The following is a 13,033-nucleotide window of genomic DNA, read 5'->3' as shown; positions in this document are numbered from 1 at the left end:
GTCCTGCCACACTCGGTTTCACCGCGCGGGCCGGCGCGCTCCACTCAACCCCCCAGGAGAGGAGTCCCGGCCCGTTGCGGTACTGGCAGCCGAAGCTCAGGTCCATCGAGCGTGGTGTGTGGATTCAGTTCGACGGGTCACGGAAGATCGCCGTGATCCGGGTCGTGCAGATGTCCTCCCCGCCGCGGCCTCTGCTCCGGGCGGAGACATGGGCGCCCGACCCGAGCGACCGGGACCTCATCGGATTCTTCCCCGCCGACGAGCTCCGGCTCGCCGCGGAGACGGTGTGGGGCGAGTACTCTGCCACCGTGCAGGAGCAAGGTCAGGAACCCGCCGCGGCGAAGGAACACCACGGGGTGCCGTGGCACCCGCTACTCGAAGCGGAGGAGACCCAGCCCGGTGTGTGGGTACACCGTGACCTCAAGGGACGGATCGCGTGGCAAGTGCAGCTGTTCGACGACGGCACCCGGGTCGTCTACGAGGGTGAGGTGTACGGCGTCGTGGTGGGCCGGTTCGACCAACTCCGGACCGCCGTCGAAGCCCTGCACTCCGAGTACGTCGCGCGCTTCCGGGCATGACGAAAGCCCCGCCCTCCCGAAGGAGAGCGGGGCGTTCGTTACTCGATGTTCAGCGCAAAGAGGGCCGTGCCGACGGTAGAGGAGACTCCACCAACCGAAGTCCAAGTACCGAACCCGAGCGGCATCGTCGAAGCTGGCAGGTCGGTGGTGATGGTCCCCGACGCTTCCGCGCCCGTGACAACGTCGCGCACGGTCCACGCGACCGATGTCGCACCGGGCGCTGCCGTGCACGTGAACTCGTACACCGCCGCCCGGTCCGCGGATGGTTTCGGGAACGAAGACCCAAGGTCCGCCTTCGTGCAGTTCCCGGAGGTGTCGTTGTGCATCACCTGCAGGTTCGTATCCGCGGAGTCGTAGCCGAACCCGATGCAGGACGCCTGCGTTGACGGGTCAACGTCGGTCGGTGAGAGGCTCGAGGCGCGGAGCCCAGCGAAGAACCGGTGTGAGGCGTTCGTGACGCCGACAGCGGGCGCGACCCGCATTCGGATGTCCCATCCGCCGAACGTGGGCGCTCCGGTCACCTCGCGGACGACTAGGGGAGCGGACGATCGAACGCCACCGGTTGCGCTGGTGGAAGCGGTGGTCACAAGGTACTCGACGCGCGGGAGTGACTGGTGAGCCGTGTTCGCCAGGCTCGCTGCGGTCGCGGTGCCCACGGCTGTCAGCGTGACGCCCGCTACCGAGGCGGTCGCAGACCCGGGCACCGGGCGGACGAAAGCCGCCGGCACACCCCCCGACGAGCCCTCGGGGCCTGCAGCAGCGATCGCCGCAGCCACTGCTGCGCCCTCGGGCTGGCCGGGGTCGCCGAGGTTCGAGGCGAGTCGCGCGCGGACGACGTCCTGCAGCTGGTCCGTGTCGGTGTCCGCGGTGACCGGCTTCCTAGGCACCGTCGCCCCCGCGGATCTTCTCCACGTACCGGTCCCACACCTGCTCACGGGTGAGGCCCTGCGCCGCCCCGAGCTCGAGCGCGAGCAGGAACCCGTCGGACTCCGCATCGATGTTCACCGGCGTCGGTACCGGAGCGATGGCGCGGTACGTCGGCGTCTTCGACGAGCCCAACCCGAGGCGGGCGATCCAGTGCCCGATCTTCGGCAGCTTCGACAGCCACTGCACCAGCGCCACGTAGCCCGCGATCGTCGCACCGATCGCAGCGGCCGTGAGAAGCTCCTGCGCCGTCGCACCCCACCCAGCCGAGACGAGGAGGTCGTCGACGTACGCGATCCAGTCGGCCACGGCCGGGATCTGCGCCACCGCCTGAGCGATCAGCCACGCGATCGCACCCGGCCAGAAGGTCCGGATCAGCTGGATGATGCGGTCGTTCATAATGCCCCCTCAGGCGATCAGTGGATGTACCCGGCCGGCGGCTCCGGCGGGGGCGGCGGCTTCCGCTGCCAGATGTGGTCGTTCAGCTGTGCGACGTGAGCACGCGACGCGGCCTTGTCCGCCCACATGCGATCCAGACGGGTCGTGTACTCGACCCGCTCCGCCGCGATCTGCTCGCGTTCCTTCGCGAGCTCGATCGAGAACGCCTCCCGCTCGAGGCGGCGCTGCTCGTCCGCGTAGTTCCGCTCCTCCTGGAGCTGGTCGATCAGGGCCTGTCTGTCGTCCCGGGATTTCGCTCGCGACTGCAGGAACGCCGACCCCCATCCGCCGGCCGCCGCGATGACAGCGACGACGACAGTGATCAACCATTCGGGCATGGGGTCTCCGATCTCAGGGTCTGCACCTATTGCGGTACGTCGGTGGTCGGCGGTTAACTGCCGCCCATGAACAAGAAGTGGGCCAGAGACGTTGGGGCCGGTGCTGTAGCCCTCGGCGCAGCCGGCGCGATCGCGTTCGGCGCGTTCACCGTCTTCGGTGGTGCGAACGCCGCAGAACCCACCCCGGAACCCACCGTCGCCGCGATCACCGTCGACCTGGCATCCGTCCCGTACACCAACGGCCTCGCCGCCGAGCAGGAGACGGAAGCCGCCGCAGCCGTGAAGGCTGAACAGGACCGTCTCGCCGCCAAAGCCGCAGCAGCGGAAGCCGCCAGGATCGCGGCCGAGCAGGCCGCCGCCGCGGAAGCCGAGCGGATCGCCGCAGAGCAGGCTGTAGCCGAAGAAGAGCCGGTCGTCGAAGAGCCTGAGCCCGAGTACACCGGCCCCGTGCCCGGAACCCAAGTGCACACCATCTGCCAGGTGCTAGAAGACGGCACCCAGGTGCCCTGCCAGCACTAGATCCCGGCGGCCTCCAGACGGGCCGCTAGCGCGACGACGGTCGCCTTGAGTTCCAGATGCTGGCGGTAGAGGTCCCGCAGGCCCTCGAGAACGACCACCGCGAGCAGGTCGGCACGGATACCGAACGGTTCCCCGTCCTCGTCGTAGTCCACGAGGAACGGGAACCCGGCATTGTGGGTGTCCTCCGCGAGGAGGCCGATCACCCACCGCTGCTGCGCCTGGTCGTACGGCACCGCCGCGAGGTACTGGAAGTAGAACCCCTGGAGCTCGAGCACCTTCTCGATGGTGAGCACCACGGGGACGAACCCGGTCTTGAACCGACGCGACGAGGGCGCGTACCCAACTCGGCCGTCGCTGTGAATCCATGCTGCGACGTACGCGCCGCCACCGGTCACGAGCGTGTTGTACGCGCCAGTTGAGCGGAGGCCGGCGGGGAAATCGCCACCGTAGTTCCCGCTCACAGTGCCCGACGCCGACAGGTTCCCGGTGGAGATTCCGCCAGCGCTCAACGTCCCGGCGACAGACGCCGAGCCCGTGGAGATGAGCCCGCCACCCTGGACGTTGCCGCTCGCGGAGATCGACCCGGCCGTGTTCAATGACCCGGCCGGGACCGTCAGGTTGCCGTTGAACGTCGCATCACCGTCGACGAACAGGTCACCGCCGTCCTCAATGCGGATCGCGCCACCGTCCTGGACGGTAAGGCCGCCTTCACCGATCGAGGATGACTCCAGCTCACGGGCGGCCGCGATCTGCTCCTGATCGCGAACGAGGTCGCGTTGCTGCCGAACCAGGTCATCCTCGGCGGGAGGTGTCGGGAAGAGTGCCATTCCGCTCGCGCTCCTCTCACTCCGGGGCGTACAGGATGGGCGTCACGGTTGGCGTGCCCTGGGGTTCGAGTTCCCACCCGATGACGCGGGCGACGCCTTCGCGGCCGCGCGGGTATGCGGGCACGATCGGGCGAGTATCCGGGGCCGGCTCCGCGTAGTTGTCGGTGTCGAGTGTGAGGCCAGCCATGCTGCCGTAGCCCTCACCGTCGACCGGTGAGGCCGGAGCGTAGCCTTCGGGATCTACCTGGATCGCGGCGGGCTGGCGGCGGCTGCGGGATGACTTCCCGATGCTGTAGCCGATGTCGTCGCCGATGAACCAGTCGACATCGAGCAGCGGGCCCCGGTCCGCGAGGGCGACCATCTCGAGGGTCGGCGAGCCGTCCTTCAGGATCTGCAGTTTCGCCTGGGCATGCTCGTCCAGGGTCCCGACGTCCTTGATCGACGTCGACGGGGTGAACCGGTACTCGAACGTTGGCCGCAGATCGTCCACGGCGACCATCGGTGTGGACTCCGGGCGCGCGCCGCCCTGTCCGGACGACTTCGCCATCACTACGTTCGCGCCCTTGCCGCGCCCGTAGGAGCGGTCGTCGGTGAACGACAGCACCGAACCGGGCATCTCGAACACTGCGGCCGGTGATGGCATCCACGCTGGCTTCGCGGTCCCGATCCGGTCACCCACATACAGCACCGGCGTGATGCGTTCTGGGTTGGCCTGCCACTCCCAACCGATGGTCCACTCGGGGCCGTCGATGACGCCCATGAGCTCCTGCAGCACCGAATACAGGGTCTTGTCGTCAGAGTTCTGGTACTCCCGGTCTCGGGGCTTCCCATCGCCGCCGTTCACGATCTCCACACGAATCGGGAGGCCGCCGTTCGGGCCCGCCGCGGCGAAGGACTCCACGAGATCCTTGACGATGAGGTTCTGCCCCACCCCGGTGTACTTCTTGTCTCCGACGTAGCGACCATCGAAGTACCACTCGGCCGTCTGCAGCGACAGCTGCACGTCGTCAGCCTCGGTCCTCGGGGGACGGACGAGCATGCCACCCCACACCGGGATGCCATGGGCGGGGTCGTTCGGGTTGTCCCGCAGGAGGTGGAACACCGTCGCACCCTCGATGAGGATGCGTTCCCAGTCCACTGGGACACCCTTCCCGACGAGGGGGAAGGATGCCGTCGCGGGCTCATACCGGCCGATGACCTTCTTCACCTTCGGGACCGACAGGCCCGGCAGGTCGGCAAGGACCGCACCGGTCTTCGCGGCCGTCGCGAGCCAGTAATGGCGCATCGCGGTCACCCTCTCTGCGTCAGATGCGGGCGAGGCCGAACGTCTTCAACGTCTCCTCGTCGACCCGTGCGGGCGTTCGTCACGATCACACGAGTCACGGCGCTCTCCTCACTTCACAGCGTTGCGGATGCCTTGGCGCCATTCGGCCGCGTCACGGCGTGCGAACTCCTGCTGGGCCACGTACTGCTCCCGAGGCAACTGCACCGACAACGTCTTCGCCGGGGAGAAGCTGTACTGCCGCGCCCAGATCAGCGCTTGCACCTTGTCCGTCGTGACCCGGTATCCGTCCTGCAACGCGTACAGGCGCTGCTCCGGTGTGGCATCGGGAGCCGTCGAACCCAGCGGGTGTGGGGGGATATCGACACCGGCGATCATCCATTCGCCGTCATCGACGAGGGACTCGCCTTCCTTGCGAACTCGCGCGAAATACATACGTCCGGCCATGCCGAACACCTCCTCGATAATCGGCGCCTCGCCATCGGCAAGAATCTGATTCGCCCGGTTGACCTTCCACTGCATGTCGAGGTCGCGCGGGCAGTCCTTCAGTGCCACAGCGCTGTGCCCGATCACGTTGAACTCCGTCCCGAACCCGGGAACTCGCTTCCCGTAAAAGTCGTGGTTCGGGAAGTCGCGCAGCACCAGCTGCACCTTCCCCTTGATGCGCCAATCGAACCGGACAGCGCACGCCGCCATGAACCGAGCGGACAGCTCGTGCACTTCCGGACGTGGCTTGCCGGCGATCCCGAGCCGGAGGTCGTTCTCGTGTTCAACGGAGATCGCGACCTCGTTGAGGTGTTCGTTCCCGTTGCCGTACGCGACCTCGTCAGCGGGCACGAACTCGTTGATCCACCACCCGCCGCCCCCGCGTCCGTCTCCTGAGCCGATGCCGTAGTTCGTGGCATAGCCGGTGCTCGGGTTCTGGAAATGGGCAGTGCACCCCGGCAGGGTGCCGACGATGTGATGGTCGACCCAGCCGACCGGCCTCCGCTTCCGGGCGGGCCGGGGCTTGTTCTGCGGTGCGCACGGTGTGACCCGCGGCGTCTCGTGGAATGTGTCAGCCATGAACTCAGCCCAGGTAGTGGTCCAGTACGTCGCGCTCCGCGGGAGAGAACGACGCTGCACCCGAGACGAACTTCTCCAGCACCGGCAGGTGGCCCGGCCCCTCAATCCACTTCAGCTCGCCGCCCACCGACAGATAGCGCGACTTCGGGTCGTTCGGGATCTCGACGATCTGCGCGTCCGGCCGGCCGCGCAACTTGGACTGGTAGTACCCCACGACCTTGCGCTCCGCCTCCGTCAAGGAGTTGGCCCCCCCGATCCACTTCTCGAGTGCCCCGAGATGCCCCGGCCCTTCGATCCACGTCATCGACGTCGTCGTGACCAAGAACTTCTTCCCGTCGACCGTGATGATGTCGAGCATGTCGTCCTCCTCCGAGACGGGCGCCTCGCTCACGCTTGCGAGCGACGCACCGATGAACTTCGTGAAATCGAGCCGGTATCCGCGGGCATCCAGCCCGTGGATGTGATGGTGGACGTCGCCGCCGAACTCACGGCCAGACGCTGATGCACCCGTGCGGACCATGTCTGGGTCCCACTCGTTGTAGTGACCCGACCGCGGGTCCGCCGAGAGATGCTGGAAGACGACCGCGACCATCGGGCCAGGAGCCTCCGAGCGCCCACCCGACATCCGGGTGCCCGAGGCTCCGCGGACACGGCCCTGAGGGTGATCCAAGTACAGAGTCGCACGGCGCCCCGCCGTGCCCACCCAGCCGTCGTACCGCAATGTCCCCGACGCAGGACATTCGAGCCGAGTACCATACGGTGTCGGATGGTCAGTGCCGCCCTCCGAATACGACGCGTGGTCTTCCCACGTGCCAGTGACGCGCCAGCGCGCGAGCGGGTTGTGCATGATGATCTCCTAGCCCGAGTAGTGGCCGTATACGCGGACTTTGCCGGTCATCGTCGTCGAAGCCCCCTCGGTCGAGAAGATGAACCCGTCCTGGGCTGCGACAGCGCCGTGCGCGAGACCCGTTCGACCGACATGCATGTTCGGGATGGAAGTGTCCCAGTCCGCGTGATCGACCAGGCCGCGAGTACGAACTCCGCTGTTCGCCGGGGAACGCACGAACGGGCGGTGGCAGCTGTCAACGCAGGCGTCACTCGAATCCGACGTGAGCTGCACGCCGTTTGTGAGTCTCGAGTGCGTCATGACTCCGGCTCCCCGATCGGCTCCCACGTCACCGCGGCGTCTCCGAGGAGCGCTTCCGCCTCGCGTAGGCGCCGCTTCGATTCGTCCCACTCGGCGTCTGTGACCCGTCGGCCTGACTTCCCGTCGAAGAACAGGTCAACCTTGTCTTCCGGCACGCTGTGGCCGCCGATGATCACGACCATGAGATGACCTCCCTGTGGATCGAGGGTCACCAACCGATGGCCCTGTAGGTGAACGGGACGTTGTTGACGCCCGTCAGTGGGGCACCACCCGGCTGGTAGACGCGGAACGACGCCACAGACAGTGTCTGGGTGGCGTTCAGGATCTGGATCGTGGCCCCGTAGTTGGAGAAGTCCCGCCGCTGAAGCTCGATCGACAAGACCCCGTTCGGGAACGGTGTCGGGTACGTGTATCCGGCGTCACCCGAACCGTTCGTGTTCACGAGGAACGCGCCGGACTTCTCGATGAACCGGGTACCGGCCGGCGGGGTACCGCCGACGAGACCAGCACCGGGCATGATGAGGGGCGACTGCGGCACCCACCCTGTGCCGTCGTAGCGGAGCAACCCCTTCACTGGGTCGTCGACGTACTGCCCCAGGTACGGCGACGTCGGGTACACGCCAGCCGGAACGGGCAGCACGCCGCCGGCCGCCACGCAGTAGGGTGCAACCCACGTGACCGTGGGGGCCCCGCCGCCTGTCGCCGGGACGTTGATCTCCGCGATCACGAAGCCGCGTTCCGTCGGGGGGATCGACGGAGCCGACGGCGTCCCGGACGGGGCACCAGGCAGGTACTTCCGCGTCACCGACGGCGTTGACCCCACACCTTCCGCGGGGTCCTTCACCTCGACGTAGATGATGTCCTTCCGCGCCTGCGTGTCCGCCGCGACGATCGAACCCGACGCCGCAGCGTCGAACGCGAACCGGTACGGGCCGGACTCCGCGGCCGTCATCACGTCCGCGACACCAGCGAACGGCTGACACGTCCACGTGCTCGACGTCGTCGTCACGGTGTTCGTCGGGGTGCCCGGGCGGACACCGGATCGAGCGCCAAGCGGGCGGCCGGCTACCGCGCCGGCGAGGTCCACGGCGCCCGCTTGACGCAGGATGCGCCCGTTGTAGGCGGGCGCATCCGTCACCGCGTTCGCGGGGTAGAGCGTGTCGACCATGGGGTGTCCTTACTTGTCTGCGGGGATGGCCGTCACGGTCATCCGGGGAGCGGGATCGAAGGAAGCGGCGGTGAACGCCCAGGTGTTGTCGCCGGGTTCGAAGAACGACCAGCCGGCGGAGTACACGTACATGCGCCGGTTCGACTGCCCGTTGGCGAGGACCGTCCGGGCGTCCATGTCAATCTCGAGCCACTCGCCGGCGCCCAGCACCAGCGACGACGCGAAGACCAGCGACCGACCCGATGACACGTGTGTCACGACGGGGCCGACGCACGGCCCATCGATTCGGACCTTCACGGGTCCAACCTCGTTGCCCGGATTAGTCAGCGAAACCTGCCCAGAGACCTGCGTCGCGTCGATGATGAACGGCACCGTGAACGGCACCGTCAGGCCACCCACCGACGACGGCAGCGCCGTCGTCCCGGACATCTCGCCATGGAGCTTCCGCCCGTCGAGCGCTACGACCTGGAACGCGTACTCCGCGATCCGGTCGTTCAGCTTCGGCGCGCGAACCTCGTCTGCCCGGCGGACATTGAGCCACCGCTCCTTGCCCGCCTGGGCGACGGTGAACGGTCGATCGTCGAGCGCGACGGCGTCGTTGAGACGATCGACGGCGTCGTTCAGGAGCTCGGCCGTGGGGGCGATGATCTGCCCGCGCGGGGCGAGGTACCGCGGGGTGAAGAAGCCCTCACCTGCGGACCCGCCAGCGCCGCGCGGGTTCTGGACGACGTCGAGGGTGGGAGCGGGAGACCCGTCCCACCCATCGAAGCTCGTCAGCCTCCACCGGACGCCGAACTCGTCGACACCGCCGAACGGGATGTGGCCGTAGTCGATCGTGGTCGCCATCAGCCCCCCAGTTGGTTCTGCCGGTTCTGTACCTTCTGGAACAGGTCGTTCGGGTCGTTGGCGTACACGGTGAAGTGGAAGTGCTTCTCGACCTTCGTGACCTGCTGCGGGTACGCGGCTGGCTCACGTGAACCAGCTGAGGGCAGCATCGGTGCGACGACGCCGGCGTTCAGCTGCTTCAGGAGCGCCCGGTTCCGGGATGCCTGCCCGAACCGGTCCGACGTGACCTCCTCACCGTTGGCAAGGACGTACAGGCCCGCACCATCCGAGTGCGCGTTCCCGGGCCCGACGACCGTGCCAGACCCGCCGGAGGCGAGTCCCTGCGCGGTCAGGCCGTTCGCGCCGAACGTGCCCATCCGGCCTGAACCCGACGCCTCGCCGTTGAGGTCCGGCATCGTGGCCCGGACCGTGATCGTCGCGACCCGCGCGTTCGCAGAAGCGATGAACGCATCCAGCGCCGACTGTGCGCGGAGCGTGTCCGCGAGGATGTCGATCTCCTTCTGAGACGGCATCGCGTAGATCTTGTCCGTCAGCCGTTGCGCGGCATCCGCGTTCCCCGTGAGGCCCAGGATCGTGTCGTACAGCGTCTGCCGGCCCGCCTCGAGCTGAGCCTTGTACGCCGCCGTGTCACCGGTGAGCTGCAGCTGCTTCTCCGCCGCGGTCTGCGACTTCTGCGCGAGATCCGCGAACATAGCAGCGTTCCCTGACCCCGTCGCGGTGGACTCGTCGAGGGAGAACACGAACCCGTCGAGGGTGCCGTTCGCTTCCTCGTACGCAGCCTTCTGCCGCTCGACCTCCTCCGTGATGCCCGCGAGGGCGTCCTGGTAGGCGGAGTTCGCGGTGATCGCGTCCTGCCCGAGGTCGTTGCCCTCGTTGATCTTCGCGAGGAGCTGCTCGAGCTGGTTCCGGAGCTCGGAAGCGGCGTCCGCCGCCTCGAGGTACGACGACGCCGAGGAGCGCGTCATCTCGGACATGGTGCCCGTCGACGTCGCGACTCCGCCGACGGCTTCGTTCAGGGCGTGGTAGCGGTCGACTTCACCCTCGATCGCGCCGGAGTTATCCTCCATCGACTGCCTGAGCGTGTCGGCCCAGGTCGCAGCGATCGACGAGCCCTTCGCGAACTCGTCCAGCTTCTCGTTGACGCGCTGCTTCGCGGACACGTCGCCAAGGGTCGCGCTCACGACATCCTCGGTCGCGATCTTCAGCTTCTTCGCGGTCTCGAGCGCTCCGTCGTCCTGCAGACGCTGGGCGGCCTTCGCGCGCACGTTCTCACCGATGGCGCCGTTGTCGGCCTCCACCGCTGCGGTGTAGTCCTGCATGGCGGCCGTGGCACCACGGGTGCCCGCAGTGGCGATGACGAGGATCGACGCGAGCGCGGCGACACCTGCGACCGCCCACCCGATCGGGCCTGTCGCGATGGTCGCAGCAGCCCCGACGGCACCGAACTGGGTTGCGATACCGGCGAGCAGCGGGGCAACGAACCCCCACGCCTTGAACGCGAGGGTGCCCCACGTGACCATGCCGATGAGGGTGCCGAGCACCTCCACCGGGATCGCGTTGATGACGTCCGCGATGCCCGTGAGCACGCCGACGCCGATCGCGCCGAGCGGGGCGAGCGCGGTGATCAGGTGGATCACCATGCCCGAGAGGGCGCCGATCATGTCGAGCACGGACGGCAGCGCGGAGAGCGCATAGGACGCGAACTGCTGCAGCCCGCCATCCTGCGTCCACCGCTGGAAGCCCTCGGAGATGTCCTCGATCCACACTGCCGCGGTCATGAACAGCGGGTTCAGGATCTGCAGCGACGTGATGACGCCGGACAGGAAGTTCGCGCCCGATCGGCCGAGGAGTCCCGAGAAGGTGCTGACCTGCTGGTTCAGGAACGGGAACGCGTCGGAGGTCTCCTTCACGACCCGGTTGAACGAGGTCAGCATGCTCACGGCAGCCGTCGCGGACAGCTGCGAGAACATCGACTTCATCTGGCCGACGCCGGTGGAGTACTGGCGGCCGAGTTCGGTGCCCTGCTCCATCTGCTGGTGGATGCCGACGAGGGCGAGGACGCCGGCGACACCCATGCCGAGGAACGCGGACCCGACGCCGATGATGCCAGCGCCGAGGGGCCCAAGGAGGGGGACGAGCAGCGCCACAGCGGACGCGATCATGCCCATGCGGGTGAACGACGTACGGTTCGCGTCGTTGAACTTGATCGTGTCGTCGGTGGTGCGTTGCACCACGCTGCCGAGAGTGCGGTGCCGCTCGGTGACGACGCCGACGGACTGTGCCGTGTCGTCGAGCTCGCGGATGACGTCTCGAGCGTTCGTGTCGATGTCGATCGTTGGATCGAGGGAACCGAGCGCTCGCGCTTCGGCCGTCGTGGCTGCCACACCGGCGAGCCAGTCCGACCGGTCCATCTTCAGCTTGCCGACGATGGAACCTGCGGTCGTGGGTCCGTCACCCGCCATCGTTCACCTCCGGCTGTGGTGGCGCCTGCTCGTCGGGCGCGAAGAAGCGGGCGAGTGGGGAGTCGATGGAGAGGAGACCGCGGACCCGGGTCTCGAACCAGCGCCACGACTTCCGCCGCCACACGTCCTCAAGGTCGACGCCGAGGATCTGGTGGAACGAGAACTCCACGAGCGCCCACTGCTCCACGACGGCTCTCAGCGAGATCGGGTTGCCGGGCGGCTTCGACAGGCCTTGGGGAAGGTCGTAACCCTCGTACAGTCCGGTCAGCGGGTCTTTCTCGCCCCACCCGTACTTGTCGATCGCCTCGAGGCCCTGTTCGGTGCCAGGCGCTTCTCCAGCGCTTTTGGGTCGTTGCCGGTCTCCCAGTACGCCTGCGCGTACTCGCGCCCGTAGAGGAAGTCGGCCATCGCGACGGACACGGCCCGCGTGGCTGCGGCGAGGGGGACACCGTCGGCGATCATCTCGTCCCACACGGGGCCGAGGATGAGCTGTCCGAGCTCGACGGAGTTCATGTCCTGGTCAGCGGTACCTTCGACGATCCCGTTGAGGCGCATGCCGGTCGGGATGTCGATCTCCGGGGCGGTGTACACCTTCCCTCGGATCGGGAACTGCAGGGGGCCGTCGGAGAACTCGGTGTACTCGCGAAGCTGCGTCATGATCTGGGGGACCTTTCTGTGGGGATGAGCCCGGGCGCCCGCATCCCCATACGGGCGCCCGGGGGCTTGGGGATTACGCGCCGCGCGTGTAGCTGAACGCGGTCGACGTGCCGGCGCTGTTCACGACGGTGATGTTCGCGGCACCAGCGGAGCCAGCAGGCATGACGGCGACGATGGTGTTGTCGGACACGACGATGTAGCTCGTCGCGTTCGTCGCGCCGAACTTGACCGACGCCGCACCGTTGACACCCGCGAAGCCGGTGCCGGAGATGTTGACGATGCCGCCCGCGGCGACGCCCGACGGGCTGGCACCGAGGATCACGGGCACAGCGGCCGCGTTGTACGGGTTCGCGATCTGGGTGAGGATGCCGTCGCCGGTGAGGGTGATCGTGACCTCGTCGAGGTCCGCGACACCCGTCTTCGACGGCGCCCATCCGACGATCGCGAGACCCTGGTACGCCTCCGGTGCGCCGTTGCGGTCGTACCAGCGGACGTAGACACGGGCCGTGTCTCCGAAGCTCAGCTGTCGGCCGCGGACGAGTTCCTGGGCGGGGTCGAAGACGCCGGCGTTCGTCTTCCGCAGCGCCTTGGCCGTGAGGACCCAGCCCTGCAGGGTCTTCTCGAACGAGGCGAACCCGTTCGAGTCGTAGTCGTCCGCACCAACAAGGGTGGGAGAGATCGCAGGGTTCAGGTCGTTGATCCCCTTGAGGGTGAGCCAAGTGGTGCCGTCAGTCGAAACATCGACCTTGAAACGGCGTGCAAGAGCGGTGGGCATGATGAGC

The 13,033-nt window shown here is 67.6% G+C and carries 16 protein-coding genes; 2 read left to right on the top strand and 14 right to left on the bottom strand.

The window, feature by feature from the left end:
- Positions 1-116 precede the first annotated feature (116 nt).
- Entirely contained in the window at positions 117-578 is a 462-nt protein-coding gene (locus ABIQ69_RS11605) for a hypothetical protein (RefSeq protein ID WP_350347276.1), read from the top strand.
- Between the two features lie 38 nt (positions 579-616).
- On the opposite strand, the gene ABIQ69_RS11600 is transcribed toward ABIQ69_RS11605, so the two are convergent.
- The 3 genes from ABIQ69_RS11600 to ABIQ69_RS11590 are packed head-to-tail and all read right to left on the bottom strand — an operon-like array spanning position 617 to position 2,278.
- Positions 617-1,465 (bottom strand): hypothetical protein, encoded by an 849-nt coding sequence (locus ABIQ69_RS11600; protein ID WP_350347275.1) that lies wholly within the window; start codon positions 1,463-1,465, stop codon positions 617-619.
- Positions 1,458-1,901: a hypothetical protein gene (locus ABIQ69_RS11595; RefSeq protein WP_350347274.1), complete on the bottom strand. Its 444-nt coding sequence runs from the start codon at positions 1,899-1,901 to the stop codon at positions 1,458-1,460. Before ABIQ69_RS11595 ends, ABIQ69_RS11600 begins: the two co-directional genes overlap by 8 nt.
- Positions 1,902-1,918: 17 nt before the next feature.
- Positions 1,919-2,278 carry a hypothetical protein gene (locus ABIQ69_RS11590; RefSeq protein WP_350347273.1) on the bottom strand — a complete coding sequence of 120 codons (360 nt, stop codon included), beginning with the start codon at positions 2,276-2,278 and terminating at the stop codon, positions 1,919-1,921.
- 66 nt (positions 2,279-2,344) lie between these two features.
- On the opposite strand from ABIQ69_RS11590, the gene ABIQ69_RS11585 reads away from it, so the two are divergent.
- Complete coding sequence (locus tag ABIQ69_RS11585; RefSeq protein WP_350347272.1) at positions 2,345-2,797, top strand: hypothetical protein; 453 nt, start codon at positions 2,345-2,347, stop codon at positions 2,795-2,797.
- On the opposite strand, the gene ABIQ69_RS11580 is transcribed toward ABIQ69_RS11585, so the two are convergent.
- The 11 genes from ABIQ69_RS11580 to ABIQ69_RS11530 form a co-directional block, all read right to left on the bottom strand.
- Entirely contained in the window at positions 2,794-3,624 is an 831-nt protein-coding gene (locus ABIQ69_RS11580; protein WP_350347271.1) for a hypothetical protein, read from the bottom strand. The two genes, ABIQ69_RS11585 and ABIQ69_RS11580, sit on opposite strands and share 4 nt — an antisense overlap.
- A 16-nt stretch (positions 3,625-3,640) precedes the next feature.
- A complete protein-coding gene (locus ABIQ69_RS11575; RefSeq protein WP_350347270.1) occupies positions 3,641-4,918 on the bottom strand; it encodes a hypothetical protein in 1,278 nt (425 codons plus the stop codon).
- A gap of 99 nt (positions 4,919-5,017) precedes the next feature.
- The gene (locus ABIQ69_RS11570) at positions 5,018-5,971 is read right to left on the bottom strand and encodes a hypothetical protein (RefSeq protein WP_350347269.1); all 954 of its coding nucleotides are present in this window, start codon (positions 5,969-5,971) and stop codon (positions 5,018-5,020) included.
- Positions 5,972-5,975: 4 nt separating this feature from the next.
- On the bottom strand, positions 5,976-6,563 hold the full coding sequence (locus ABIQ69_RS11565; protein WP_350347268.1) for a hypothetical protein: 588 nt from the start codon (positions 6,561-6,563) through the stop codon (positions 5,976-5,978).
- Positions 6,564-7,114: 551 nt separating this feature from the next.
- Positions 7,115-7,300: a hypothetical protein gene (locus ABIQ69_RS11560; protein ID WP_350347267.1), complete on the bottom strand. Its 186-nt coding sequence runs from the start codon at positions 7,298-7,300 to the stop codon at positions 7,115-7,117.
- A gap of 26 nt (positions 7,301-7,326) precedes the next feature.
- On the bottom strand, positions 7,327-8,286 hold the full coding sequence (locus ABIQ69_RS11555) for a hypothetical protein (RefSeq protein ID WP_350347266.1): 960 nt from the start codon (positions 8,284-8,286) through the stop codon (positions 7,327-7,329).
- A 9-nt stretch (positions 8,287-8,295) separates the two neighbouring features.
- The gene (locus ABIQ69_RS11550; RefSeq protein WP_350347265.1) at positions 8,296-9,132 is read right to left on the bottom strand and encodes a hypothetical protein; all 837 of its coding nucleotides are present in this window, start codon (positions 9,130-9,132) and stop codon (positions 8,296-8,298) included.
- The gene (locus ABIQ69_RS11545; RefSeq protein WP_350347264.1) at positions 9,132-11,594 is read right to left on the bottom strand and encodes a hypothetical protein; all 2,463 of its coding nucleotides are present in this window, start codon (positions 11,592-11,594) and stop codon (positions 9,132-9,134) included. The genes ABIQ69_RS11550 and ABIQ69_RS11545 overlap by 1 nt, the downstream gene beginning before the upstream one ends.
- Positions 11,584-11,781: a hypothetical protein gene (locus tag ABIQ69_RS11540; protein ID WP_350347263.1), complete on the bottom strand. Its 198-nt coding sequence runs from the start codon at positions 11,779-11,781 to the stop codon at positions 11,584-11,586. The genes ABIQ69_RS11545 and ABIQ69_RS11540 overlap by 11 nt, the downstream gene beginning before the upstream one ends.
- Positions 11,782-11,858: 77 nt before the next feature.
- Entirely contained in the window at positions 11,859-12,251 is a 393-nt protein-coding gene (locus ABIQ69_RS11535; RefSeq protein WP_350347262.1) for a hypothetical protein, read from the bottom strand.
- Between the two features lie 73 nt (positions 12,252-12,324).
- Complete coding sequence (locus ABIQ69_RS11530; protein ID WP_350347261.1) at positions 12,325-13,026, bottom strand: IPT/TIG domain-containing protein; 702 nt, start codon at positions 13,024-13,026, stop codon at positions 12,325-12,327.
- Positions 13,027-13,033: the final 7 nt, after the last annotated feature.

Source organism: Agromyces sp. G08B096 (assembly GCF_040267705.1).
Classification (GTDB): domain Bacteria; phylum Actinomycetota; class Actinomycetes; order Actinomycetales; family Microbacteriaceae; genus Agromyces.
This window is presented reverse-complemented; position numbering and strand designations above follow the sequence as displayed.